Consider the following 26,498-nt stretch of genomic DNA (forward strand, 5'->3'; position numbering starts at 1 on the left):
TCATGCCGCATGTCGTCATAGAAGAAGCCGGAGATCTACAGGGGCTTTATCAGGCCTTCGTTCCGATGATGCATCGGGCGGGAACCGACATCCTGAAAGTGCAGGAGTTCTATGTGGGCCGGAGCGGGAAGGAAGCCTTGCTGGAGTCGGTGGCGATTGAACAGGGCGTCGCGCGCAGTTTCTTTGTCCAGCTCAAGCGGCACGAGCGCTCCATTACCGTCCGTCTCTTGCCGGCCACCGACCCTGAAAAGACTCCGGCGGTGAAGCAGGTGATGGCATTAATTGCCGGATTCATTCGGACCGTGTACCCGGCGAGTCACTATGGGAAGACCAATCTTCAAGAGTACTTGAGTGTGACGACAGGCTCGAACTGAGCAATAGAATCAACCGGAGGAGTGATGACATGACGGTCGCAAGACGCGGTGTAATTTTAGTGGGTCACGGTGGCATCCCCAAAGGATGCCCGCAGGAATTGGTCACGAAACTAAAGCGGCTGGAGGGTCAGCGGCGCGCGGCGAAGCTGCCGCCGTCGGCCGAAGAGATCGAGTTGGATACCACGATTCGTCAGATGCCGAGGACGCCGGAGACGGATCCGTATCAATCAGGACTTGAAGCGGTCGCCGCTCAGTTGCGGGCTAACTTAGGGGATGTCTTGTTCGCCGTGGCGTACAACGAGTTTTGTGCACCGACGTTGGAAGCGTCGGTGGAGGAACTTGTCAAGAAGGGCGCGACCCACATTACCGTCACCACCACGATGTTTACGCCGGGCGGGTCGCATTCGGAAGTGGAGATTCCGGAAATTCTCGATCATCTGCGGCCGCAATATACCGGCGTCGAACTGCGATATGCCTGGCCGTTCGATCTACAGCTCGTCGCGAGCACGTTGGCGGAGCAGGTGAAGCGGTTTTCATGACGATGGCTAAGGCGGCATCCGGGTGCGCGCCTCTGCTTGGAGACTAAGCCTATGCAATATCTCACTCGTCTTGCCTTGAACCTGGCCGAACAGGGGCTGTTACCAGACGTAACGATCCGATGGGGGATTCGGCAGTTGCTCAAACAGCGCCTCCAGGAGATCCGGTCAGGTGACGCTGCAGCAGCAGCACGGCAGGAAATGCGATTTATAGAGGAGATACGCCGTTCGCCCATCGCCGTGGTACCGGAAAAAGCCAATGATCAGCACTACGAGATTCCGGCCGAGTTCTTCCGGCAGGTCCTCGGGCCTCACCTGAAATACAGCAGCGCGTTCTGGCCGGCCGGCGCGACAACCTTAGCCCAAGCGGAAGCCGCCGGTCTGCGTGAAACCTGCCTGCATGCTGGTCTGATGAATGGGCAGACGATTCTGGAGCTCGGATGCGGCTGGGGCTCCCTTACGTTGTGGATGGCTGAGCACTACCCTGACAGCCGTATCACGGCGGTTTCCAATTCCCGCTCGCAGCGGACTTACATCGAGGCCCAGGCCAGAGAACGCGGCTTACAGAGCCGGGTTCGGGTGGTGACCTGCGACATGAACCGGTTCGAGATCGACCCCGGGCAATTCGATCGGGTGGTGTCGGTGGAAATGTTCGAACACATGCGTAACTGGCCTGATCTCTTTGCGCGCGTCCGACGATGGCTGAGACCGGGCGGCCAGTTCTTCATGCACGTGTTCGTGCATCGCGCGACTTCGTACCTGTTCGAAGACCGGGGGCCCGCCGACTGGATGAGTCGTCAGTTTTTCACGGGCGGGATGATGCCCAGCGATAGCCTGCCGCTGGCCTGTCAGGACCAACTCGCCTGTGTGGCCCGCTGGCGGTGGGACGGCACGCACTATGAGAAGACGGCCAACTCCTGGCTGACCAATATGGATGCCGCCCGCGAGACACTCTGGCCCGTGATCGAGCGTGTCTACGGCAAGACCCAGGCGCGAGCCTGGTGGGGACGGTGGCGTATCTTCTTTATGGCCTGTGCCGAGCTGTTCGGCTATGAAGAGGGCCGGCAATGGGGGGTCAGTCACTATCTCTTCGAAAAACCGGCGGCGAGTGCTTCATGAAGATGAGCACCACAATGATCGTGAGCAACTTTGTGCTCTTTCAAATCGGCTGGTTTGCGTGTGTGTGGAGCGCCGCGGCGCACCAGCCCTGGATCGGCGTGCTCGTGACGACGGGGGTGGTGGTCGTGCATGTGCTCCGCGCTCCCCTGCCAATGGCGGAGCTCACACTGGTATTCCTGGCACTCGCCTTGGGACTTGTCTTCGATAGTCTGTTGGTATGGCAGGGCTGGCTGCAGTACTCCTCGGGAATCGTGCTCCCGAACGTTGCCCCGTATTGGATCGTGGCGTTGTGGGGGCTCTTCGCAACCCTCTTGAATGTTTCGTTGCGTTGGATGAGGGGGCGCTGGGTCATCGCGGTTGTGTTTGGAGCTGCCGGGGGTCCTGCCGCCTACTATGGCGGCCTCCGCCTGGGCGCGCTGGAATTCGGCAATATGCCCGCGGGTCTGTTGGCTCTGGCCCTCGGCTGGGCGGTGCTGACGCCGCTGCTGCTGGCGTTGTCAGCTCGCTTTGATGGCTATGCCGGCCTGCTGGAGAAGAAGACGTCATGAGTCTATCGCTCTATTTCTTAGGACTGGTTTCAACGATGGGTCTGGCGACGCTGACATGGGTGGTCAGCGTCCTTAAACGCGATGTGAGCATCGTGGACGGCGTGTGGGCCTTGATGCTCCTCGCCGCCGCGACGGTGTACGCCACCGGTGCGGAGCCCTATGCGGGACGGACGACGCTCATCCTGACGCTGGTTGTGCTGTGGGCCGTGCGTCTGTCAGGTCATATCATCCGTCGCAACTGGGGTGAGCCCGAGGACCGGCGTTATCGAGACATCCGCCAGAAATATGAACCGAATTTCGCCCTGAAGAGTCTTGGACTCATCTTCTGGTTTCAGGCAGGACTGGCATGGGTCATTTCCATACCCCTGTGGCCAGCTCTCACCGTACCGGTCGATGGAGGGGCATGGGATGTACTGGCGGTGACGGTATGGACCGTCGGCATGATCTTCGAAGGTGTCGGAGATTGGCAGCTGTCACAGTTCAAGGCCGATCCGGCGAACCACGGCAAGGTGATGGACTGCGGACTCTGGCGCTACACCCGTCATCCCAACTACTTCGGCGAGTGCCTGATCTGGTGGGGCTTCTTCCTCTTTGCGCTGCCGGCCGGGGCCTGGTGGACGGTCGCGGGGCCCCTGCTCCTCACCTACATGCTCTTGAAATTCTCGGGCGTAACTTTGGTGGAGCAGACCATCGTCGAGCGGCGACCGGCGTATCGAGAGTACATCGCAAGGACCAATGCCTTCATTCCCGGTCCGCCGAAACAAAGTGTGCAGGCCTCCATTCCAGGAGACAGAGGTCATGCTTAGCGTGTGTTCCATGACCAGCGGGTTTCGTATCGCGGTGGCTCTTCTCGGGTTCCTGACGTGCCTTGGAAGCGCCTCCCAACAGGCGTGGAGTGCCAGCTCGCAGACCTATGACTTCAAGGTCTTCCTCGGCAAGGATGAAATCGGACGCCAGCGTTTTGATGTCTCATCGGAAGGCGACCGGACCCAGGTCCGGGTAGATGCGCAGTTCAAGGTCAAGTTCCTGTACATCACGGTCTATACCTATCGGCATACCAACGTCGAAACATGGGAGGGAACGTGCCTGCGCGAGATTCACGCGGAGACTGATGATAACGGTGATTCTTTCTTTGTGAACGGAATCTTTCGGAACGGACAGTTACAGGTGCAGACACAGGCCGGGAACTGGATCGGCGAGGGATGTATCAAGACCTTTGCCTACTGGAACCCTGAGTGGATCAAGGGTGAGCGATTGCTAAATTCGCAGACCGGCGAACATCAGCCGGTGTCTATTCTCGCGGTGGGTGAAGAGACGATTCCCGTGCAGGGAGTCCCGACGCGAGCGATCCACCGCCGGATCGTGACGGATAAGTTTGCGGTCGATCTCTGGTACACCTTGAACGGCAGATGGGTCGCACTCCAATCCACCACGAAGAAGGGCGATACCCTTCGCTATACGCTCCAGTGAGGTACACATGTCATCTATGAGACTGTCATTCTTGATGCCCGTTGTGCTGCTCGTACTCGCAGCCTGCAGCAGCCCCCCACCCATTCACACTGCGACGGCCGTGGACTTGGAGCGGTTCATGGGGGACTGGTATGTCATCGCCAATATTCCAACTTTTATTGAGACGAACGCCTACAACGCCATGGAGTCCTATCGCCTAGCCGGGGATGGCACCGTGGCCACGACCTTCAGTTTCCGCGAGGGCGGATTTGAGGGCGCGCGCAAGACCTATCATCCGACCGGCTACATTATCGATACGCAATCGAATGCCGTCTGGGGTATGCAATTCATCTGGCCCATCCAAGCCGACTATCGCATCATCTTTGTAGACGATTCGTACAGTCAGACGGTCATTGGAAGAGCTGCGCGTGATTATGTCTGGTTGATGGCGCGAACCGCTCAGATTTCTGATCCAGACTATCAGCGGTTTCTCACGCTCATCGCCCAGGAAGGCTACGATGTTTCCAAGGTCCGTAGGGTCCCGCATAGGTGGAACTAGCGTAGGCCAGGAAGTAATGGAATCATACCGGGCGTCGATGTTGTGGCGGCTTATTTTCCGATCTGGCCTGGTCCGGACCTGATCAACGAGGCGCTGAAGATCGTATGAAGATCGCGATTGTCGGTACAGGCATCTCCGGAATGGTCGCGGCCTACCTGCTTCACCGGGATCATGAGCTCACCGTCTTCGAGGCCGCTGGGTACATCGGAGGCCACACCAATACCATTGACGTAGAGAGGGATGGGCGGACCTTCGCAGTCGATACGGGATTTATCGTCTTCAACGACTGGACGTATCCCAACTTCATTGCGCTGCTGGACAAGCTCGGGGTGGAATCGCAAGCGAGCGATATGAGTTTCAGCGTGAAGTGCGAGCGCACCGGATTGGAGTACAACGGGACGTCTCTCAATACCCTCTTTGCCCAGCGACGCAATCTCCTGCGCCCTTCGTTTTATCGCATGATCCGCGATATCCTCCGATTCAATCGTGACTCGCTGACCCTGCTTGAAGAGCCGGAGCCGGGGCCCTCGCTCGGTTCGTACCTCACCGCGAAGAGCTACTCCAGGGAGTTTATCGAGCAGTACATTGTTCCGATGGGAGCGGCGATCTGGTCGGCAGATCATGCGACGATGCAGGAGTTCCCGGCGCGCTATCTGGTGCAGTTTTTCAAGAACCACGGCATGCTTTCTGTCGATCAACGCCCGACTTGGCGCGTGGTCAGGGGCGGGTCTCGGCGCTATCTGGACAAGCTGGTGGCGCCGTTTCTAGATCGGATTCAGTTGAATGCGCCGGTTGAGTCCATTACCCGTCAGCCGGGCTCCGTGGAGATCGGGGTGACCGTTCACGGGCGGCAAACTCCATCGAGGCGATTCGACCACGTCATTCTTGCCACTCATAGCGACCAGGCGCTCGCGATGCTGGCCGATCCCTCGCCCGCGGAGAGAGAGATTCTAGGCGCAATCCCCTATCAAGATAATGAAGCGGTCCTCCATACCGATGCGTCGCTCCTTCCCCGTCGAAAACTGGCCTGGGCCGCGTGGAACTATCATCTGATCCGGAATCAGCCGGATCGCGCGGTGGTGACCTATCATATGAACCGCCTGCAGGGCCTGACGGCATCCCATGAGTTCTGCGTCACGTTGAATCATACGCAGGCGATCGATCCTCAGAAGATCATTCGGCGAATCACCTATCACCATCCCGTCTATTCCCCTGCCGCCGTTGGGGCGCAGAAACGGCACGGGGACATCAGCGGCGTGAACCGGACATCCTATTGCGGGGCCTATTGGGGGTTCGGGTTCCACGAGGACGGGGTCAAGAGCGCCCTGGCGGTTTGCAAGCCGTTCGGCAAGGATCTGTCGTCATGAACAGTTGTATCTACTCAGGACATGTCCGGCATCGCCGCTTCAGGCCCGTGTCCCATGCGTTTACCTACCGGCTGTTCATGATGTTTCTGGATCTGGAAGAACTCCCGATCGTCTTCACCGACCGCTGGCTCTGGTCTGTTGGGCGAGGGAATCTCGCTTCGTTTCAGCGGACTGATCATGTCGGCGATCCTGCGATTCCGCTGGATCAGTCGATCCGCCAACTGGTCGAGGCTCGTACTGGCCGGAGGCCGACCGGTCCCATCAGGCTGCTCACCCATTGCCGCTATTTCGGCTATGTCTTCAATCCGGTGAGTTTCTTCTATTGTTACGACGGGACGGGGGAACACGTCGAGGCGATCGTGGCGGAGATTACGAATACCCCGTGGGGCGAACGTCATTGTTATGTACTCGGCGAAAGGGACAATCTTGCGGCCGGTTCGCGCAAGCGGTTTCATCTCAATAAAGAGTTTCATATCTCTCCCTTCATCGGCATGGACGTGGCCTATGACTGGCGGTTCACGGCGCCGACGAGACAACTGGCGATTCATATGGAGAATCTGCGCGATGGGCATCCCTTCTTTGACGCGACGATGGTGTTGCAGAGGAAGGAGCTGTCCGGGAGCGCGTTGGCGCAGGTGCTGGTGCAGTACCCACTGATGACGGCCAAGGTTATCGGTGCGATTCATTGGCAGGCCTTGAAGCTCTGGTTGAAGGGGGTGCCATTTCTTTCACATCCGAAGAAACGGAAGGAGGCGTCGCCTGCGGCGACGAGTCATCTACACTCATGAATGAAACCATGATTCCCTCAGATGTGATGATCGAACAGGTATCGGGTCCAGTCTCCCCGCCTTCACGTGTGCTGGCGCAATTGTACCGGCTTGCCCGACGAGCGGTCTTTGCCCGGCTGGGATCTCTCCGTCATGGTTCAGTCAGCGTGGTCGACGGCCACGAGCGGCATACCTTTGGTCAGGTGACCCCGGTCTGTCCGCTCCAGGCGACGATCACGATCCGTGATCCTCATACCTATGCCGATGTCGCACTGGGCGGGACGATCGGGGTCGCCGATGCCTATCGGCGTGGATTCTGGGGCTGTGACGATCTCACGACATTGGTTCGTATCTTTGTCCTCAATCGCGAGTTGCTGGACGGTGTGGAAGGCGGCCTCGCGACGCTGACTCGCCCTTTACTCACGGCCATGCACTGGCTCAATCGCAATACGAAAACGGGCAGCCGAAAGAACATCGCCGCCCATTACGACCTGGGCAATGAATTTTTCCGCCTCGTACTTGATGAGACGATGATGTATTCCTGCGCGTACTTCGAACGTCCGGATGCCACGCTGGCGGAAGCGTCGCGCGCCAAGAACGACCGGATTTGCCGGAAGTTGCAGCTGTCCGCGAGCGATCATGTGCTGGAGATCGGCACCGGCTGGGGTGGGTTCGCCATTCATGCGGCCTCGCAGTACGGATGTCGTGTGACGACAACAACGATCTCTCGACAGCAGTTCGATCTGGCGGTGCAGCGTGTGGATGCAGCGGGCCTGCGGGATCGGGTGACGATCATTCAGACCGACTATCGCGACCTCCCTCAGTTGAACGTGCGCTTCGACAAGCTGGTCTCCATCGAGATGATCGAGGCGGTCGGCCATCACTATTTCGATGCCTACTTTAACGTCTGCAATCGGATGTTGAAATCAGGCGGACTGATGCTTCTGCAGGGCATCACGATCGACGAGCAGCTCTACGAGCGGGCCAAACGGTCCGTCGACTTTATCAAGCATTTCATGTTTCCCGGCAGTTGTATTCCTTCGGTCAGTGCGCTGATCTCTGCATCGGCGAGGAGCGGAGGGCTCAACCTCGTGCAGTTGGAAGACATCGGGGCGCACTACGTTCCGACGCTTCAAGCGTGGCGCAAGAATGCGGCTCAGGCGCTTACGGCCATCACGGCACTCGGGTATCCGCCGGACTTTGTGCGGCTGTGGGAGTTCTATCTCAGCTATTGCGAAGGAGGGTTTGCAGAACGCTCGATCAGCAATGTTCATCTGCTCCTGGCCAAAGCAGGCTGGCGCGGCGTCCCTCTCGTATGCTGAGCAAGGTGGCCAACGTTGCGGCCTTTTAACTCGCCTGGTGGGCCGCGGTGCTAGGGGCGGCTTCTTCGAAGGGATGGATCGGGCCGGCGGTGGCCGCCTGTATCTTGCCGCTCACGTTTCATGTGGACAGCTACCTTGCTCCAGCGGGTGCTGCCTTCCGTCGGTCAACCGTGTAGAATAGCGCTCCAGTGTTTATTCACGTTGGCCAAGGGAGGTTCCGTGCGCGAGCGATTGGCAACAGCGTTTCACGAGACCCACTCTTTTAAGTGGGATCCCCAGGGCGGGTTCAAGCTGGCATCGGGGCTCACGAGTCCTTTCTATGTGGATTGTCGTGTGCTTATGGCACACCCGGGCGCGCGGCGGTTGGTCGGGCAACTAGCCTATGACGCACTCCGGGACATTCAGCTGGATTGTCTGGGCGGGTTGGAGATCGGGGCAATCTCCATTGCCACGACAATCTCCGACTATGCCTATGTTGCACAGCCATTCCGTGATTGGCGGACTTTCGTGGTTCGCAAACAGGCCAAGGACCATGGGCTGGGGAAGCTGATCGAAGGGGCCTACAAGCCCGGCGAGCGAGCGCTCATCGTGGATGATGTGCTGACCAGCGGCGGATCGTTGCTGAAGGCGGTCGCGGCGGCACGAGGTGCTGGATTGACCGTCACCCATGCATTGGTCATTGTCGATCGGCAGGAGCAGGACGGACGTAAGAAAGTGGAAGCGGAAGAGGTCACGCTGGTGAGTCTTCTGACGATCGACGATCTGACCAGGGCCAACGGTGCTCAGCGCTGAGGTTGACGCCTTCCTACTTGCACTGAAAGTGAATCCCCCAGCGGCGTTCTTGAACGATTTCTTGTGCCCCTTCGACGGGGCCCGCTACTCGGACTCGGCCTTTGGTTTCTCCCTCCCGGATGATCGAGTAGGCCCCGCCGCATTTCTCCTTCATGATGGCCAATGCATCTGATCTGAACGAGGCCAACATGGCGCCCTGCTCGCCTTTGAACGGATAGACGACGACCCCGCCGCGATCGGACTCTTGCAGCAAGGTTGCGCTCTCACCACAGCCGGTCAGTAAGAGGGACAGAAGGAGCAACAGGGCGCTTGACCAATTTTGTAACTTCTTTTTATGATCAGCCAGCATGATGTTCGACTCAAAAACGTATTGCGAACCATGAGGAGGTCTTATGCAACGGTGGAAATGGGGACTCCTGGGTGCTCTTCTGTTGAGTAGCCTCGCTGTCACCAGCCAGGTGTGGTCATACCATTCCTACCTGCTGACCGTCCAGCAGCTGCAGGCGGGGTTGGCCAAAGCATCGACTCCCGACAAGAAGGGATTTGTGTTGGTTGATGTCAGAAGTCCGGAAGAGCACCGGACCGGCATGATACCCGGTACGGACCTGAACATTGATTTCCGAGAGATGAAAGCCAGGCATCGTGAGCTCGGGGCTCAGTTAGACGAGCACATTGTCGTGTATTGCCAGTCGGGCCACCGCAGCAACATTGCCGCCGAGACGTTGGCCGACCTCGGCTACCGCCATGTCTACAATGTGTCGGGAAGCATGAATGCCTGGACGGAAGCGGGATTCCCTGTCGCGCGTCCGGGACGCTAGGGTTGCGGTGAGGGTTTGACGGGGCCCGTGCTGCTCTCGCGAAGACTGAGGCCGATGATCGCCGGCAGCGGAATATGTGCGGTTGACCGGCCGGTGAACAGGTCCTTCCAACTGGCCTTGGCGTCTGAGGGTTCCCGGTCTTTCCAGAGGGACTCTGAGACGACGAGATCAGACGACGATCCTCCGTCCATGGCCATGGCGAGCCTGATTGATGGGAATGTATCCCGCAGGCATTGGCCGAGCCCATGTAAGGTGACCAGACCGAGACTTTTCAGAATGAGAATGTGCCCGTCTTTTTCTTCTGCCACCACGGTTTGGTATGCCCGCTTCCCGGTCTGCCGCACGCGTATGGTTCCCTTCCGATCAAGCAGCATCAGCGACTGGGCGGCTTCCAGATAGGCGGGCGCCTCTTCATGAAAGACATCGTTGGCCAGATCCAGTACGCCTGCTTTGGGTGCTGAGAGCGGAGGTTGGGGTTCTGCGACGAACAGTCCTTGCCATATGCTATGGCGTCGACTGCCAAGTGACTTCCCGCCTTTAAAGAGCAGGCCGAGGTACGCGAAGTTCTCTCTGAACAGCCCCGCGTTGAACACAATCTCATGACTGGTTCGTTTCTGCCATTCGTCAATACTAGGGGGATGCAGCAGACCTTCCTGAGCAAAGTGATGTACTGAAAAGCGATGGAGGGCTGGATTGACCTTGATGACCAACAATCGGTCCATGTCGGGACATCGCTCATCCGGTTGCCAGATCGAGGCGGTCAGCCCTGGGCGGAGAGGTTCCCATAGCGGTTCTTGCGCGAGCGCCGGTGTTGTTGACCAGAGCAGGAGTGAAATAAAGAACGTGCGTGGGATGCGGCAGGAACGGTGCGGGGTCTGCGTCGTCTGAAGGTCCATGAGGTCTATCCATGGTAACGCCGTCATGCGGCGACCTGCGCGATTACGATAAGTGAGAGGTGGAGGCTTCCTTCCGCGGCGAACCGTTCTGTGGGAGTGGCACTAGATCGAGGAGCTGGCGAATCCGTTGGCTCAAGGCTTCCGGCGTAAACGGCTTCTGGAGGTAGTCGCTCAGCTGATCAGTCGCACCGATGCCGACATCGTCGGCATACCCCGAGATGAAGAGAATCCTGAGGTCGGGCTTGAGGATGCGCAGATGTTGTGCCAGTTCGGTCCCGTTCATGCCGGGCATGACCACATCGGTAAGCAGCAGCTGATAATTGCCGATCTGCTGTGTGGCAACCAGGCAGGCTTCCAGTCCGTTCTTGGATTCCAATACGCGATAGCCGAGTTTCTTGAGCTCGTCCCGGACGAGGTCGCGCACGGAGGCATCGTCTTCTACGAGGAGGATGGTTTCACGCCCCCGGTGTGATGAACGAGGAGCTTGGGCGGACGCGGTCGGATCGAGATTGGATCGGACGCTGGGGAAATAGACGTCGAAGCGACTGCCTTGTCCAATCCGGCTGGTCACATCGAGGCCCCCTCCACTCTGGGTGACAATTCCAAACACGGTCGACAGACCCAGGCCGGTGCCTTTCCCTTCCTCTTTCGTGGTGAAAAACGGTTCGAAGATATGGGTGAGGGTATCGGGTGACATCCCGCTTCCGGTATCAGAGACGCTGAGTTTGACGAATGTGCCGAGCGCGGGAAGCTGGGCATGATACATGGGTGTTCTGGTCAGCTCGACCTGTGCGGTCTCGATCCTCAGCCTCCCGCCTTTGGGCATCGCATCCCGCGCATTGACGACGAGGTTCATGAGGACTTGTTCAATCTGGGCGGGATCAGCGCTGATGCGGAGATCCTGAGGTGCCAGGGCGAGGGTGAGTTCCAGATCTTCGCCAATCAGCCGGCGCATCATGGTTTCAAAATTGGTGATCAGGGGATTCACGCTCAGCACTTTTGGGGTCGACGGTTGCTTACGGCTGAAGGTGAGAAGCTGACGGATCAGCGTCGCGGCCCGATCGCCGGCCTTCTGCATTTCTTCGACTTTGGTTCGGAAGGGATGTTCCGTCTCCATCTCGTTGAGCAGGACCTGGGCATGGCCCATGATGACGGTGAGGAGGTTGTTAAAATCGTGGGCGAGCCCTCCGGCCAGGCGGCCGACGGCTTCCATCTTCTGGGCCTGCCGAAGCTGCTTCTCGCTCTGTCGAAGGGCTTCTTCCACGCGGGCGCGCTCCTGCCGTTCCTGGAGTTCCCTGATGGCGCGTTGGAGTGACGGCACAAGCCGTCCGAGGCGCTGTTTCAAAATATAATCGGTGGCGCCGCGATGCATGGCGTCGATGGCCAATTCCTCGCCGAGAGTTCCGGAGACGAAGATGAAGGGGATGTCGGGCCTGAGTTGTTGCGCGAGCGAGAGGGCGGTGATCCCATCGAATCCGGGAAGAGAATAATCCGCGAGGATCAGGTCGATCTTCCCTGCTTTCAAGGCGTCGACAAAGGTGTCTCGCCGGTCGACCCGGCTGGTCTCACAGGGAATACCACCCTCGTTGAGGGTCGCCAGGATCAATTCGGCGTCGACGGTGTTGTCCTCCAGCTGGAGGAGTCTTAGCGGGGTCGTCACAGAGCCTCGGGGTGGGTCATATTAGTTAGTGGACGCCGATCCTTCGGGGGGTGGTTCATTGATCACGCCCCAGAACGTGCCCAATTCTCTCACGGCCGTGAGAAACTGGTGAAATTCGACGGGCTTCACGACGTAGGCATTGGCACCCAGGGCATAGCTTTCTGCCAGGTCTTTTTCCTCCCGGGAAGAGGTCAGCATGACGACGGGAATCGGACGAAGGCTGATGTCGGACTTAATGGTGCGGAGCACCTCAAGGCCATTGACCTTGGGCATCTTGAGATCCAGAAAGACGACAGCGGGATTGCCCTTGAGGCGAGACTTGAATTGTCCGCGGCAATAGAGATAGTCCAAGACTTCGGCGCCGTCGTGGCACAGGACAACCTTATCGGAGATATGCTCTTCTTCCATGGCCGCGAGCGCGAGTTCCGCATCCCGGGGGTTGTCTTCGGCCAGTAAGATGGGTTTTGCAGCCGTCATGTTCGAGGTCTCCTGGTTGGGAGTGTGACAAAGAACGTCGCGCCTTGATCGGGGATGCCTTCAGCCCACACCCGCCCTCCGTGGCGATGGACGATGCGACGCACATTGGCGAGGCCGATGCCGGTCCCTTCAAATTCATCTGCTCGGTGCAGCCGTTGGAAGACGCCGAACAGCTTGTCGAGATATTGCATATCGAATCCCACGCCGTTATCGCGGACAAACACGGTGATCTCCCCTGCGCTCTTCCGTTCAAGCCCGATGGCGATCTTCGCGATGGGCCGGGTTCCGGTAAACTTGATCGCGTTCGAAATCAGATTCACAAACACCTGTCGAAGCATGGCGGGGTCGCCCGGCACTTCCGGCAGTGTGTCGATTGTCCAGGATATTTCCCGTCCTTGCAAGTCAAGACGTAAATCGTAAAGGATGGTCTTAATGAGCTGGTCGAGATTGACCGTGGTATGGAGCATTTCCTGGCGTCCCATGCGGGAAAACACGAGCAGGTCGTCAATCAATTGGCCCATCTGTTTGGCCGAGTCGGAAATCGTTTGGAGGTAGCGTTTGGCTTTCTCATTCAAGGTGTCGCCGACTGATTTACTGAGGAGCGAGGCATAGCCATCAATGTGGCGAAGCGGCGCACGGAGGTCGTGCGAGACCGAATAGCTGAATGCCTCAAGCTCTTTATTGGCCGCCTCGAGGAGTTCTCCGCGAAGTTGCAGTTCCGCTGCGACTTTTCGACGCGCGGTAATATCGTGCCGTATGAGGTAATAGACAGAGGCGAGGAGTACCAGTTGAAGGAGGGCGCCCAGGGCGAGCAGCACGATGGTATTGGTTGTGCTGAGGGTCGATTCGCTGAGGCGACGGCGTAAACTCTGACGCTCCTCAACTTCCATTTCTCCGATGATGCGGTGAATGGCCGCGAGCTCGCGTTTCGCGGCGCCTTCAAGCGCGATGCGACGGACGGCTTCGAATCCCCCTCCATCCCGTTTGGCGATCGCCCCGGTTTCCGCATTGATTTGCTGTTCGATCAGTTTCTGGAGTGTGTCGACTCGACTTTCTTGCAGCGGGAGCCCTGTGGTGAGGTCTTTCAGATACTTCAGATAGGTTGGCTTCTGTTCCGTGAGTGACCGGAAGCTCTTCAGGTAGACGACTTCTCCGGTGACGAGATAACGGCGATGGTTATTTTCCGCCTCATCCATCGCCACGTCCACGTTATTCAACAGCTGGAGGAGATCATGGCTCCTTGTGTCCAGGCGGCTGTTCTCGATCAGAATGGTCGTATTGCGGTAGGACACGGCGCCGATAATGAGGATGCCGATAAAGACCAGACTAAACCCTGCCAGGATCCGGCGTTCAATGGTCAGTTCGCGGAATCGCATGACGAGTGTCCGCTTGGCCGGTTGTGGCGGACTGAGAGCCGGGGTGGCGCCTGTTTCCGGGGTGGGATCTCCGGCGATCGGAGGCAGCGGCGGTCGATCGCTCGTCACTGTGTCCATGGAAAGAAACCGCGTTGAAAGGTGTAGGGAAAACTTTGGGCACTCTACTCTCGGCCGTTCACAGGCCGCAAGATCTATTTTAGCAGATCTTCAACGGATGCTAGATGGCTAGCCGCCGAGAGGGGGGACGGGGGGAAGACCGGTCGTGGCAGGTGCCGGGAGATGGGAGAACATCATCGTTGCCGAGACCACCCAGTCGATGAAGGGTTGGGGATAGATACCGATCAACAGCGTTCCGGCAAGGCCGACATATACCACAGCCTTCATCGGACCGGAAATCCGAATGGGTGATGGGTCAATCGGTTCGGCAATGTACATCTTCTTGACGACGATCAGATAATAGTACATCGAAATCACAATGTTCACAAGCCCGACGGTAATAAGGGTATACAACCCTTCCTTAATGGCCGCCACAAAGATGTAGATCTTGCCGATAAACCCGGCTAAGGGCGGCACGCCGGCCAGCGAGAGGAGGAACAGCAGCATGGAAAAAGCCAGAAACGGCGATCGGCGATTGAGTCCGCTGTAATCGTTGATCTCTTCGCTGCCAATGGCCTGGCTCATCGCGATCACAACCGCGAAGGCGCCGATATTGGCGAACAGATAGGTGAGAAGATAAAACAGGATCGCATCATTCCCCATCTTCGTGCCCGCTGCCATTCCGATGAGGACGTTTCCGATTTGGGCAATGCCGGAATAGGCCAGGAGGCGCTTAATATTCGTTTGGGCGATGGCCACGATGTTCGCGTAGGTCATCGATAAGACGGAGACCGCTGCGAGCAGGAGCACCCACATCGGTTTAAAGGTGAACAGGGCAACGAAGAACAACCGGAGCAGGATGGCGATGGCTGCGCCCTTCGGGGCAATGGAGAGAAACGCTGTGACGGGGGTGGGCGCACCGTGATAGGTGTCCGGAATCCAGGAGTGGAACGGGACTGCGCCGATTTTGAAACCGAGCGCCGCGAAGATCAACAGGAAGCCGATGATCAAACCCGGCGTAGCCGGCGCAGAGGCCATGTCTGAAAAGACCAGCTTGCCGGTTTCCCCGTAGACCAAGCTGATTCCGTAGGCGAGGAGACCCGCGGCAAAGACCCCGAGGATAAAAAACTTGAGCCCCGCTTCGTTTGACGCGAGGTCTTCGCGCAGGTAGGCGACGAGCACATAGAATCCGAAGGTGGAAAATTCCAGCGTGACGAACAGGGACAGTAAATCGTTGGCCGAGGCCATAAACATCATGCCGAGCGCAGACATGACGATGAGGAAGTAATACTCCCCCCTGAAAAAGGCAAAGCGGTTGACATATTCGATGGAGGCGAGGATCACGAGAATGCTTGCGCCGACGATGAACATCTTAAAGAAGATGGACATGCGATCGAGCACAAACATGTTTCCGAATAGGGCTCCGGAAATATGCGTCAGGTCGAACCAGGCGAGGCAGCCCAGGGTGACGACGAGACCCACGACGCTCAAGTAGGCCAGCTGTTCCTTAGGCAGTCGGGGAAAGGCAAAGTCGACTATCAAGACCAGGCAGAGCCACAGCGTCAGAAAGATCTCCGGCAGGAGAAACAGGAGATCGGCAATCGTCATATTGAGTTCAAAGTTCATAGTGTCGACTGGTACCCTATTGAGCCACGGGCGAAGCAGGGAGCTGGGCGCCACGGGCCGCTAACTGTTCGTGCAGTGATGTACCCGGTCCCTCCGGAGTCTGAAGCTCGGCGACGGGCACGACGTGCGTAATCTTCGCGATGAGCGGATCGACTCCTGAGCGAACCACGTTATATAGGTGCATGGGGAAGAGTCCAAATCCCACGCTGACGGAAATCATGATTAAGAGCGGGAGACGGTCGACGAACGCCACCGCATCGTGCGAGTGACTGTACTTCTGGTCCATCGGGCCGTAGAACAGGCTCCGCATCATCTTAAACAGGTAGGCCATCGTCAGCACGATCCCGAGCACGGCCACAATCACTTGGAGTGGATATTTGTTCCAGCTGCCCACGATGATCATAACTTCAGCGATGAAATTGATCGTCCCCGGCATGCCGATGGAGGCCATGCATCCCACCACGAAGCAGGCGGAGATAAAGGGCATTTTGTTCGACAGTCCCCCGAGTGACGGAATATCGCGGGTGTGGGTTTGATCGTAGACCCACCCGGCCATCGAGAAGAGCATGCCCGTGGCCATCGCGTGGGCGAACATGTAAATCACCGCGCCGCTGAGACTGATGTAATCCAGTGCCGCCATGCCGAGAAACACATAGCCCATGTGACTTGAACTGGAATACCCGATGACGTATTTCGTGTCTTTCGCGTAGTACGCGACGAACCCGCCATAGACGATACTGAACATGCAGAGCACGGCCGCCATCGGCATCAATTCGCGCGTGGTCTCAGGGAGAATCTCATAGGCGACTCTGATAATTGAGAAATGTCCGAGCTTCATGAGGACGCCGGCGTGCAACATGCTGGTGGCAGCCGGAGCGGCCGCGTGTCCTACAGGCGACCAGGAATGCAATGGCCACAGAGGAGCAATGGAGGCGAATCCGAAGAAAATCAACACCCAGATGATCTTATCCAGCGTCGTGCCCAGCACGGGAATGTTCATGAGATTGGCATGTTCCCGGAGGACCAGAATATCAAACGTGTTCAAGCCTGAATATTTGTAGATCAGGAGAATACCCATGAAGGCCGCGACGGCAAAGGCGGAGAGGAACAGCACCAGCTTCATGGCGGCGTATTCTTTGCTGTTCGATCCGAAATTGAAGATGAAGCCGACTGAATCGCGTTGTTTGACGCCTTCCGGATCGGTCATTTCCAGATACTTCTTGGTATGGCTGCCCCACATACCCAGTAGGAGGTACATCGGAATGACCGACATTTCGTAGAAGAAATAGAGGAAGAAGAGGTCCAGCGACATGAAGACGCCGATGGTCGCGGCCGCGAGAATCAGAATCCAGATGTAAAACTCTTTTGCACGATCTTTGATGTGCCAGGAGACAAAAATACCCGCGAATAACAAGATCGACGAGGCCAGGACCAGAGGCGTGCCGATGCCGTCGACGCCAAGGTAGAGCGAGATGCCGAGCTGTCGCGACCATTCAAACCGTTGGATGAACTGGAATCCCCCTCTGACAGGGTCGTACGAATAGAACAAATAGAGGGACGCCATGAGCGAAATAAACGCTGATCCGGCGGCAATCCCGCGCACGAGGAGCGCCTGGCGGTTGGAGACGAAGATCAATGCGAGCGCGCCGAAGAACGGAGCGAAGAGAATGTAGAGTAATGCGTATTCACCCATGGGTCTTAGTGATCCAATCGTTGAACTGGTTCAGTCAGCACGGCGACGGTTCCATGATCGAGACGGTCTACCAGCGCCTGGATCGAGCCGTTCATGATGTGGAGGAAGGGGGACGGATAGAGCCCGATCCAGAGAATCATGACGGAAAGCGACACGGCAATAACCATTTCTCGTAACTGCAAATCAGCCATCGTACTCTTCACGGCTTTTCCGAGAGGGCCCAGTATCGCCCGTTCGTAGTACCACAGAAAATAGGCCGCACCGAAGACGACTCCGGTGACGGCGAAGGCGCCGAACACCCAATTGGCTTTAAACGTGCCGAGGAGAATCAGAAATTCTCCGACGAAACCGTTGGTGCCGGGCAGGCCGATTGATGCCAGTCCGATCAGTAAAAAGAATGACGCGAGGAGCGGTACCTGTTGGGCCATCCCGCCGAATGCCGACAGGTGAGTGGTTTGCTGTCGCGAGTAGAGGAACCCGGCGATAAAGAAAAGTCCCGCCGTGCTGAATCCGAGATTAATCATCGTCAGGAGGCTGCCCTGGAGACCCTGGTAGTTGAGCGCGAAGAGCCCCATCATCACAAAGCCCAAATGGCTGATGCTGCTGAACGCCAGAAGTCTGCGGAAATCCGGCTGGATCAGGGCCATGATGGCGCCATACGTAATCGCGGCAATTCCCAGGCACATGATAACCGTCACGACGGTGTGGCTCTTCGATGCCTCTGGCAGCAAGGGAATGCTGAAGCGGATAAAGCCAAATGTCCCGAGCTTGAGTCCGGCGAGAACCACGGCCATCCCGATCGGCCCTTCGAGCAGGGCGTCAGGCAGCCACGTGTGGAATGGAAACACCGGGGCTTTGAAGGCAAACCCCATGAACATCAGCCAGAAAATTAGGATTTGCTGATCGACCGGAATGGGGACAGCCAACAGATCGAGGAGGTCAAAGGAGTAGAGCTGATCGGTATGCCGGAGGACCGCCCAATGATGAAAGTTCAGATCCAGAAGCGCAATGCCCACGAGCATGAAGACGCTGCCCAAGAGGGTGTAAAGCACATACTTCAAGGCGGCATGATGACGTTCGGCCCCGCCACCCCAGAGCTTGATCAGAAAATAGCTCGGGATCAGCATCAATTCCCAAAAGACGAAGAAGAGAATGAGGTCCAGCGAGACGAAGACGCCCATGGTCGTCGTTTCGAGGGCCAGGAGACACATCATGTAGAGTTTCACCTGGTGGCGAATGGTGTCCCAGGAATACACAATCACGAGGACCGTCAGGAACGCGGTCAACCCGACAAAGAGCACGCTGATGCCGTCGACTGCCAGGTGATAGCTGATCCCCAAGGCGGGAATCCATCGAACGTGTTCGGCAAATTGCATGGCAGCGGAATCGGGAACAAAGCGAAGCAGGACGAAGACGGCCAGCGCCAGTTCGACCAGGCTGATCGTCAGGGCGGAGGTCCGAACCATATCCTCATCATCCACGAGCCAGAGCACGGCGGCTCCGACAAACGGGAGAAAGAGGAGGCAGGACAAGATGGGAAAACCAGCTGCGAGTTCTTCTAACATAATCGTTGCACGACTCCGACGATCCCTCGATCGTGACTTACTTTTGGACGATCAGTTGTACGACTAACGCCAGCAAGAAGAGACCGGCGACAATGATCGCCGCATAGTGATGGACCATGCCGCTTTGGAGCTTGCGCCCCTGGCGAGCGGCCAGATGGTTGCCGAGTCCAATCACATTGAGGCCGGCATAGACCACGTATTTTTCGACCCAGGTCGATCCGGCCGATCCCCATTCGGCCATCTGTGCGACGCCGTTGACGAGACCATCGATCACAGTCCGATCAAACCAATCCAGGAATTCCCCCAACCGTTTGGTCGGCTCGACAAACAGGAAGTCATAGAGCTCGTCTACGTAATACTTGTTCAAGAGAGTTGTGTAGACGCCTTGGAATTTGATTGACCAGTTGTCCGCGGTTGAAGGACTTAAACTATAGAGAAAATGAGCCAGGCCCCATCCGAGCAGCGCAATGCCGGTGGCTGTTCCCATAAGAAGCAGGGTGGTCGCAACACTGGTTTCGTGTCCGCCGGCAGCGCCTGCAACGGGGGCCAGGAACCCATGGAGCCACCCATGTTCCGGTGGAAATCCCAAGATGAGTCCGCCGAAGACTGATAACACGCCGAGCGCCATCAGAGGTCCGACCATCACCATGGGCGACTCATGGACATGCTCTTCTGTGTGATGGTCCATGCGAGAGGCGCCGTAGAAGGTCAGGTACGTCAGCCGGAACATATAAAAAGACGTGAGGAACGCACCGATCGCCGCCAGTCCATAGAAGAGGAACTGGTGATTCACGAAGGCGTGGCCCATGATCTCGTCTTTACTCCAGAACCCGGCCAACGGGGGGATGCCTGCGATCGCAATGGTACCGATGAGGAAGAGCCGATAGGTCCAGGGTATCTTCTTGCTAAGCCCGCCCATTTTACGGATGTCCTGTTCCCCTGACAGCGCATGGATGACCGAACCAGCGGATAAGAACAAGAGAGCTTTGAAGAAGGCATGGGTCATGACATGGAAGACGGCGGCAGTATAGGCACCGATTCCGCACGCGAGAAACATGTAGCCGAGTTGGCTGACGGTCGAGTAAGCCAGCACACGTTTAATGTCGGTTTGCACCAGTCCGATGGTCGCTGCAAATAAGGCGGTGCAGCCACCGACGATTGCGACGGTCTCCATGGCAATGGGAGAGAGGTCGAAAATGGCATGGTTTCGGACGATCATATAGACCCCTGCCGTAACCATGGTGGCGGCATGGATCAGCGCACTGACCGGTGTGGGCCCTTCCATCGCATCCGGCAACCAGGTGTACAGAGGAAGCTGGGCGGATTTCCCGACCGCGCCGACTAACAGGCAGAGGGCGATAGCGGTGGCCATGTCGGGCGAGAGTTGCCCCAGCTGGGCAAACACCTTTGTGTAGTCGAGTGTTTTAAAATTGATGAAGATCAGGAAGATGGCCAACAGGAACCCGGCATCACCGATACGGTTAACGACGAACGCTTTGGAGGCGGCTTTGGCGGCAGAGACTTTATCGTAGTAGTAGCCGATGAGCAGATAGGAGCAGAGTCCGACCCCCTCCCACCCGATGAACAGGACCGCATAGTTGTTGCCCATGACGAGCAGCAGCATCGAAACCATAAATAGGTTCATGTAGGTGAAGAAGCGCGTGAAGCCTGCTTCACCGTGCATGTAGCCGACAGAGTAGACGTGAATCAGGAATCCCACACCGGTGACGACCAAGAGCCAGACGCAGGTCAGGGGGTCGACCAGATAGGCCAGGTTAATGGTGAGGTCGCCGCCGAAGATCCATTGATAGGCTACAACTTCATGCGTGGCTCCGGTGCGCAGGACATCCGCGAAGACGCCGATGACACAGAGGAATGAGAGCCCCACCGATCCCCAGGCGAGACGATGGGCGACCTCATGGGAGTACCGGCTGCCAAGGAGACCGTTGGCAATGACGGCCAGGAGGGGGAATACCGGAATCAGTTTAATAAGCAGATCAGTTAAGTCGAACACGTTACCACTTCAAGAGGTTCATTTCATCGACGTTGGTTGAGAGCTTTCCGCGGAACACAACAATGATAATGGCTAAGCCGATGGCCGCTTCTCCTGCGGCGATCGCAATGATGAACAGAGCCACCAACTGGCCGGCCATGGATTCAAGATAATAAGAAAAAGCCACGAGGTTGATATTGGCGGCGTTGAGCATAATCTCGACGGACATCAGCACGATAATAAAATTGCGTCTGATCAGGACGCCGAGCAGTCCGATGACGAACAGGATTGCACTGACTGCCACATAGGCGGCTAACGGAAGCATGCGTCAGTCTTTCCTCAAGTTGAGCGGCTTGGGTGTTTTCGCCAGCACGATCGCGCCGATAATGGCACCCAACAAGAAGACCCCCACGATTTCAAATTGCAAGAGATAGTCGCTGAACATCTTGATCCCGATCGCGGCCGTGTCCCCGTCCTGCAAGACGGCGACGGCGGGTGCATCGCCTTTCGCTCCGGCAAAAGGCGAGTGGAGCAAGAGATATATCACGTAGAGGGATCCCAGAACGGCCGGGGTCAAAAAATACAGATAGGTGGAGTGAAAATAGCGCTCGTCCGTTTTGAGATTCAGGAGCATCAGGACGAAGAGATAGAGCACGAGGATGGCTCCGGCGTAGACGATGACCTGGACAGCCCAGAGAAACTCCGCATTGAGCAGGACGAAAAAGCCCGAGACGTGCAGGAGGAGGGCCAGCAAAGCCAAGCCGCAGTGGACGGGATTTTTGAGCGCGACCGTCATGACGGCGGCCGCAATACTCATCAGCGCAAAATACGAAAAGAAGACAGCAATCATCGGGATGTCTCAGCTCAAATGTTTGGGAGTCGATTGCGTTGCTTTGAGGACCGACTGGGGGAAATAGTATCGGTACTCACGACTCTCCTCGACATTTTTCTCCTGGTTATGGGCGTACAGATATTTTTTCGCGTCACTGAGATGACGCTCACCAATGTCGTAGAGCCGCTTCTTGTCGAAGAGGAGGGTGCGCTTGTCGTGCGTGGAGAATTCGTACATCTTGGTCATGGCCAGCGCATTGACGGGGCAGGCTTCCACACAGTAGCCGCAGAACACACACTTCGTGATGTCGATGTAAAACTCCGTGGCATAGCGCTGGAGAGGCCGGGCTGGGTCCTCCGCACTGATCACCTTGATGCAACGGGACGGACAGGCGGCCTCACAGAGATCGCATCCCACGCAGCGTTCGCGGCCGTCGTCGTAGCGCAGCAGTGATAATGCGCCCCGATGGGTGTCTGGCAGGGTCCGCTGTTCGCGCGGGTACTGAAACGTGATCGGGCGATGGAACATATGGCGAAACGTCACCTTCATAGCATCCCAGATCTCATAGAACAGGGCTGCATGCAGAATCTTTTTTGTCAGTGTGGCAACGCTCATCGTCGGCTCCCGCCCATTGATACGAAGATCGGTATTACTGTTAAGCCTTTTCGATACTGACCCACGTGTGCTTGAAGGATGGCACGCCGGTGACGGCATCCACCTGTACGGCCATCAAGTCTTTGACCGGGGGTTCATTGAAATGCTCCGGGAAGAAGCAGGTGTTCGGTGCCTGCGCAATATCGGGCTGTACGCCCAGTTGGAGCGAACCCCGTTCAGAGGTCACGCGAACCTTTGTGCCTTCCTGGAGTCCCAGTCGTTGCATATCGCCTGCGTTCATCCGAAGCTTTCCGGTGTTTGGCGCAATGTTGATCAGTCCCGGTGCCTCTGTCGACATCTTGCCTGAATGGGCGAGCAATTGTCCCATCACTAGCGCGAAGGGCCGTTTGGAATCGGTGACCGGTGCCGCGGGGCGATAGCGAGTCTTCACTTCGGTGGCGTAACCGTTTGTCAGGTACTGATCGGGAGCCGGCGTCACTTTACGCGGCTGGCCGAGGTTGTAGTACCCAGGCAAGAGTTTCATAATCTCGCTTTGAATGTCGTTGGCCGATTCGTATCCCCACTGGGCTCCCAGTGCATTGGCCAGCGCTGTCATAATGTGCCAGTCCGGCAGGCTTTCTCCGACGGGATCCATGGCCTGGCGCACACGCAGCACGCGCCCCTCCAGATTTGTAAATGTCCCCTCTTTCTCCGCATACGTGCAAGCAGGCAGGACAAAATGCGCCTGACGACCGGTGTCGGTCAAGAAGGGATCTTGCACAACCAGCAGCTCGAGGCGTTCGAGCGCACTGCGGACTTCAACCGAGGCCGGGAGTGTGGCCAAGGGATTTTCGCCGATGACATACAAGGCCTTGATCTGACCGCTCTTGCAGCGCTTCAAAATTTCGATCAGGTTGGCGCCGGTTGTAGTGGCGGGTAATGTGGCCTCCCACGCTTTGCTGAATCGTTCCCGTGCCGCCGTATCGTCGTAACGGCTCTGGCCTGGCAGGAATTCAGGCGCAACGCCCATGTCGACAGCGCCCTGCTCGTTCGGCTCCTCGGTTAGGGTGTTGACGCCGCAACCGGGCTGGCCGAGTTTGCCGGTAATCCAGGCCAGGTCAATGAGCTTGAGCACGTTTTGATAGCCATCAGGCCGCCGCACGATGCCTTCCGCGCACAAGAAAATCGAGCGCGGAGCTTCGGCCATGATGGCGGCGATGTCTCGATAGGCGTCGACGGTAATCCCGGTGTACGTGGCAATCTGTTCGAGTGACAGAGTGGCTATGGCGGCTTTCAATGCCTCAAAGGCTTTCGGATAGCGGGCGACCGCGGTTTCGTCTACCAGATCTTGCTCGAGCGTGGCTTTCACGAGCCCATCAATGACCCATCCCTCCGTGCCGGGCTTGATGAGAAATGGATGGGAGGCCAGCTTTCCGATATTCGTGACGGTCGAATCGAGCACGATCACCTGGGCTTTGTAGACCCGAATGGCTTCCTTGATACGGACGGCAGTCAAGGGATTGGTCTCGGTGATGTTGGAGCCGAGCACCAGAATGGCTTTGGCTTTGGTGAGGTCTTCCCAGTCGTTAGGGGTCCGGCCGAAGCCCAGAGCATGGCGCGAGGCATGGACGAAATTCATATGTCCGTAGCGGGCGCTGCTGTCGAGATGATTGCTGCCGAACACGGTCCGCATGAGCTTTTGGAAGAGATAGAGCTCTTCGTTTGTGCAACGGGCGGTAATCAATCCGGCAATCGCGTCCGAGCCGTGTTTCTGCTTCACTTCGGCGAAACGGTCGACGACCTGGTGCATCGCTTCGAGCCAGGGCTTGGGCACGAGCTGATTGCCCTCGCGCACGAGCGGCTGAGTGAGCCGAGTCTTGCTGTCGAGATACTCGAATCCGAATCGTCCCCGCACGCAGAGTCCACCGTGTCCCTTGGCGGTTTCCTCGCGATCGCCCCATTTGTTTTTCCAGGACAGCGGGGACGTCACACGGATGACTTCGGAGTCTTTGGTTTCCAGGTAGAGCTGGCAGCCGTCGCCGCAATAGTTGCACGTACTGGCGGTCTTCTTCATCTGCCAGGGCTTGTAGAGATATTTCGAATATTTGTTCGTGATCGCGCCGACGGGGCATACGGCAAGACAATCACCGCAGAATTCGCAAGACAGCGGGAGATCGCCTTTCGCGACGACCTGGTTGAATCCGCCCTTTTTCATGAATTGCAAGGCATCGATCATCAGCACGTCTTTACAGACGTTGATGCATTCGGCGCAGGCGATACAGCGGTTCATGTTGAAGTCGAGGACCAGGCTGCGGGTGTCTTCCGGAATAAATTTCTGTTTTGCGCTGGCCAGATTAGTCACACCGTGCTGAAACGCCATGTCCTGGAGTTCACAGTGACCGTCGGCGTCACAGACCGGACAATCCAGCGGATGGACCGAGAGATGTTTTTCGACGGCTTTCTTTCGCGCGAGGAAGAGGTCCTCGCCTTCCGTGCGGATCACCATTCCTGCGGTGGCTTTGGCCGTGCAAGAGCGAACCGGAGCTTTCTTCCCTTCCTGCATGACGAGGCACATACCGCACGAGCCGAAGGGGTCAAATGTATAGTGATAGCACATGGCCGGGATGATCTTGCCCGTGCTGGAAATGACGTCATACAGCGAGACGCCGTCTTTGGCGGAGACCGTCTTCCCGTCGATGCTGAGCTCGATCGACGTCGCTTCGACATCCGGATTGGTGGCTGGCTTCAAGCCCATAGTTCGGATCCTTGCCTCTCTCTGGCTACCGGTCGCATTCGCCCATGACGATATCGTACGTGCCGAACAACGTAATGGCGTCGGCGATCATATACCCGCGTGACATGTAATCAAATGCGCCCATATGGATGAAGGAAGGGGCGCGGATTTTCAGGCGATAAGGTTTTCCGCCGCCCGTACTGACAATGTGGAAGCCCAACTCACCCTTATGCGCTTCCGTTCCGCAGTAGATTTCCCCTGGAGGTGCGTTAAAACCCTGGGAGAACAGTTTGAACTGCTGGATCATGGCCTCGAGATTCGTAAAGACGCGTTCTTTCGGCGGCAGCGTGACGCTCGGGACGTCCGCCATAATCGGACCTTCCTGCATTTGCTCGAGACATTGCCGGATGATTTTTACGCTCTCGTAGAGTTCCATGACCCGAATCCAATAGCGATCGTACGTGTCGCCGTTTTTTCCCACGGGAACGCTGAATTCGCATTTGGGATAGGCCGAATAAGGCTCGTACTTACGCAGATCATAGTCGACGCCAGATCCGCGCAAGGTCGGGCCGCTGAGGCCGAAGCTGACGGCATCTTCCGCCGAGATGACGGCGACGCCTTTAGTGCGTGCAACCCAGATACGGTTTGTCTCCAGGAAGACGATGTACTCATCGATCTTGGGCGGAAAGTAGTCGAGAAACTTCTTGAGTTTGTCGAGTAAGGACGGCGTGAAATCGCGTTCGACCCCGCCGATCCGGTACCAGCTCGTCGTTAGACGAGCTCCGCAGAGTTCATCGAACCAGTCCAACAGGATTTCCCGGTCGCGGAAACAATAGAAGAACACGGTCATGGCGCCGATGTCGAGCGCTTGGGTTCCCAGCCAGAACTGATGGCCGATGATGCGCTGAACTTCGGCGACGATGGTACGGAGGTACTCAGCCCGATCGGGCACTTGGAGATTCAGGAGTTTCTCGACGGCGCGGCAATAGGCGAAGTTGTTGTACATCGCGCAGACATAATCGAGCCGGTCCGTATGGGGAATGAATTGATGATAGGTGCCGTCCTCAGCCAGTTTTTCTACGCCGCGGTGGAGGAATCCTAGGACCGGCGTGGATTTTACGAGCCGTTCCCCTTCTAATTCCAAGATGACCTTGAGGACGCCATGGGTGCTGGGATGCTGAGGCCCCATGTTGAGGAGCAGTTCTTCGGTGCGAAGCGTCGGCAGCGACTCGCTCTCCGGATGTTCCGGGTCGACTTTATAGACGGTGGTTCTCTGATCTTCAAACGCCATGAGCCAATCCCGTT

26 protein-coding genes are annotated in these 26,498 nt (G+C 57.3%); 12 read left to right on the top strand and 14 right to left on the bottom strand.

Going from position 1 to position 26,498, the window contains the following annotated elements:
• The first annotated feature begins 2 nt into the window (after nt 1-2).
• The 11 genes from Q7U39_15765 to pyrE all read left to right on the top strand — a co-directional run bounded on the left by Q7U39_15765 (nt 3) and on the right by pyrE (nt 8,833).
• Nucleotides 3-374 carry a hypothetical protein gene (locus tag Q7U39_15765; protein ID MDO9119418.1) on the top strand — a complete coding sequence of 124 codons (372 nt, stop codon included), beginning with the start codon at nt 3-5 and terminating at the stop codon, nt 372-374.
• A 29-nt stretch (nt 375-403) separates the two neighbouring features.
• On the top strand, nt 404-913 hold the full coding sequence (locus Q7U39_15770) for a CbiX/SirB N-terminal domain-containing protein (protein ID MDO9119419.1): 510 nt from the start codon (nt 404-406) through the stop codon (nt 911-913).
• Nucleotides 914-964: 51 nt separating this feature from the next.
• Nucleotides 965-2,029, top strand: coding sequence for a cyclopropane-fatty-acyl-phospholipid synthase family protein (locus tag Q7U39_15775; protein ID MDO9119420.1), 1,065 nt, complete (start codon nt 965-967; stop codon nt 2,027-2,029).
• A complete protein-coding gene (locus tag Q7U39_15780; GenBank protein MDO9119421.1) occupies nt 2,026-2,577 on the top strand; it encodes a DUF2878 domain-containing protein in 552 nt (183 codons plus the stop codon). Before Q7U39_15775 ends, Q7U39_15780 begins: the two co-directional genes overlap by 4 nt.
• Nucleotides 2,574-3,383, top strand: a complete 810-nt coding sequence (locus Q7U39_15785) for a DUF1295 domain-containing protein (GenBank protein MDO9119422.1) — start codon at nt 2,574-2,576, stop codon at nt 3,381-3,383. The genes Q7U39_15780 and Q7U39_15785 overlap by 4 nt, the downstream gene beginning before the upstream one ends.
• Nucleotides 3,376-4,047 carry a DUF6134 family protein gene (locus tag Q7U39_15790; protein ID MDO9119423.1) on the top strand — a complete coding sequence of 224 codons (672 nt, stop codon included), beginning with the start codon at nt 3,376-3,378 and terminating at the stop codon, nt 4,045-4,047. The genes Q7U39_15785 and Q7U39_15790 overlap by 8 nt, the downstream gene beginning before the upstream one ends.
• 7 nt (nt 4,048-4,054) lie before the next feature.
• The gene (locus Q7U39_15795; GenBank protein MDO9119424.1) at nt 4,055-4,585 is read left to right on the top strand and encodes a lipocalin family protein; all 531 of its coding nucleotides are present in this window, start codon (nt 4,055-4,057) and stop codon (nt 4,583-4,585) included.
• Nucleotides 4,586-4,689: 104 nt separating this feature from the next.
• Nucleotides 4,690-5,952: an FAD-dependent oxidoreductase gene (locus Q7U39_15800; GenBank protein ID MDO9119425.1), complete on the top strand. Its 1,263-nt coding sequence runs from the start codon at nt 4,690-4,692 to the stop codon at nt 5,950-5,952.
• Nucleotides 5,949-6,740 (top strand): DUF1365 domain-containing protein, encoded by a 792-nt coding sequence (locus Q7U39_15805; GenBank protein ID MDO9119426.1) that lies wholly within the window; start codon nt 5,949-5,951, stop codon nt 6,738-6,740. Before Q7U39_15800 ends, Q7U39_15805 begins: the two co-directional genes overlap by 4 nt.
• A complete protein-coding gene (locus Q7U39_15810) occupies nt 6,737-8,041 on the top strand; it encodes a cyclopropane-fatty-acyl-phospholipid synthase family protein (protein ID MDO9119427.1) in 1,305 nt (434 codons plus the stop codon). The genes Q7U39_15805 and Q7U39_15810 overlap by 4 nt, the downstream gene beginning before the upstream one ends.
• Before the next feature lie 219 nt (nt 8,042-8,260).
• Entirely contained in the window at nt 8,261-8,833 is a 573-nt protein-coding gene (pyrE, locus tag Q7U39_15815; GenBank protein MDO9119428.1) for an orotate phosphoribosyltransferase, read from the top strand.
• Nucleotides 8,834-8,846: 13 nt separating this feature from the next.
• Here the strand turns inward: pyrE and Q7U39_15820 are convergent, their stop codons facing one another.
• Complete coding sequence (locus tag Q7U39_15820; protein MDO9119429.1) at nt 8,847-9,182, bottom strand: hypothetical protein; 336 nt, start codon at nt 9,180-9,182, stop codon at nt 8,847-8,849.
• Nucleotides 9,183-9,225: 43 nt separating this feature from the next.
• On the opposite strand from Q7U39_15820, the gene Q7U39_15825 reads away from it, so the two are divergent.
• The gene (locus Q7U39_15825) at nt 9,226-9,651 is read left to right on the top strand and encodes a rhodanese-like domain-containing protein (GenBank protein MDO9119430.1); all 426 of its coding nucleotides are present in this window, start codon (nt 9,226-9,228) and stop codon (nt 9,649-9,651) included.
• On the opposite strand, the gene Q7U39_15830 is transcribed toward Q7U39_15825, so the two are convergent.
• The 13 genes from Q7U39_15830 to nuoD all read right to left on the bottom strand — a co-directional run bounded on the left by Q7U39_15830 (nt 9,648) and on the right by nuoD (nt 26,484).
• Nucleotides 9,648-10,547: a phosphodiester glycosidase family protein gene (locus Q7U39_15830; protein ID MDO9119431.1), complete on the bottom strand. Its 900-nt coding sequence runs from the start codon at nt 10,545-10,547 to the stop codon at nt 9,648-9,650. The two genes, Q7U39_15825 and Q7U39_15830, sit on opposite strands and share 4 nt — an antisense overlap.
• A 43-nt stretch (nt 10,548-10,590) precedes the next feature.
• Complete coding sequence (locus Q7U39_15835; protein MDO9119432.1) at nt 10,591-12,207, bottom strand: response regulator; 1,617 nt, start codon at nt 12,205-12,207, stop codon at nt 10,591-10,593.
• Between the two features lie 21 nt (nt 12,208-12,228).
• A complete protein-coding gene (locus Q7U39_15840; GenBank protein ID MDO9119433.1) occupies nt 12,229-12,684 on the bottom strand; it encodes a response regulator in 456 nt (151 codons plus the stop codon).
• On the bottom strand, nt 12,681-14,177 hold the full coding sequence (locus tag Q7U39_15845; protein ID MDO9119434.1) for an ATP-binding protein: 1,497 nt from the start codon (nt 14,175-14,177) through the stop codon (nt 12,681-12,683). Before Q7U39_15845 ends, Q7U39_15840 begins: the two co-directional genes overlap by 4 nt.
• A gap of 108 nt (nt 14,178-14,285) precedes the next feature.
• Entirely contained in the window at nt 14,286-15,782 is a 1,497-nt protein-coding gene (locus tag Q7U39_15850; GenBank protein MDO9119435.1) for an NADH-quinone oxidoreductase subunit N, read from the bottom strand.
• 16 nt (nt 15,783-15,798) lie between these two features.
• Nucleotides 15,799-17,475, bottom strand: a complete 1,677-nt coding sequence (locus Q7U39_15855; GenBank protein ID MDO9119436.1) for an NADH-quinone oxidoreductase subunit M — start codon at nt 17,473-17,475, stop codon at nt 15,799-15,801.
• Nucleotides 17,476-17,480: 5 nt separating this feature from the next.
• Entirely contained in the window at nt 17,481-19,040 is a 1,560-nt protein-coding gene (locus Q7U39_15860; GenBank protein ID MDO9119437.1) for an NADH-quinone oxidoreductase subunit M, read from the bottom strand.
• 37 nt (nt 19,041-19,077) lie between these two features.
• A complete protein-coding gene (nuoL, locus tag Q7U39_15865) occupies nt 19,078-21,054 on the bottom strand; it encodes an NADH-quinone oxidoreductase subunit L (GenBank protein ID MDO9119438.1) in 1,977 nt (658 codons plus the stop codon).
• A gap of 1 nt (nt 21,055) precedes the next feature.
• On the bottom strand, nt 21,056-21,358 hold the full coding sequence (gene nuoK / locus Q7U39_15870; protein ID MDO9119439.1) for an NADH-quinone oxidoreductase subunit NuoK: 303 nt from the start codon (nt 21,356-21,358) through the stop codon (nt 21,056-21,058).
• A gap of 3 nt (nt 21,359-21,361) precedes the next feature.
• Entirely contained in the window at nt 21,362-21,883 is a 522-nt protein-coding gene (locus Q7U39_15875) for an NADH-quinone oxidoreductase subunit J (protein ID MDO9119440.1), read from the bottom strand.
• Between the two features lie 9 nt (nt 21,884-21,892).
• On the bottom strand, nt 21,893-22,480 hold the full coding sequence (gene nuoI / locus Q7U39_15880; protein MDO9119441.1) for an NADH-quinone oxidoreductase subunit NuoI: 588 nt from the start codon (nt 22,478-22,480) through the stop codon (nt 21,893-21,895).
• Nucleotides 22,481-22,520: 40 nt separating this feature from the next.
• Nucleotides 22,521-25,214: a molybdopterin-dependent oxidoreductase gene (locus Q7U39_15885; GenBank protein ID MDO9119442.1), complete on the bottom strand. Its 2,694-nt coding sequence runs from the start codon at nt 25,212-25,214 to the stop codon at nt 22,521-22,523.
• A gap of 25 nt (nt 25,215-25,239) precedes the next feature.
• Nucleotides 25,240-26,484, bottom strand: a complete 1,245-nt coding sequence (gene nuoD / locus Q7U39_15890; protein ID MDO9119443.1) for an NADH dehydrogenase (quinone) subunit D — start codon at nt 26,482-26,484, stop codon at nt 25,240-25,242.
• Nucleotides 26,485-26,498: the final 14 nt, after the last annotated feature.

Source organism: Nitrospira sp. (genome assembly GCA_030653545.1).
Classification (GTDB): Bacteria; Nitrospirota; Nitrospiria; order Nitrospirales; family Nitrospiraceae; genus Nitrospira_D.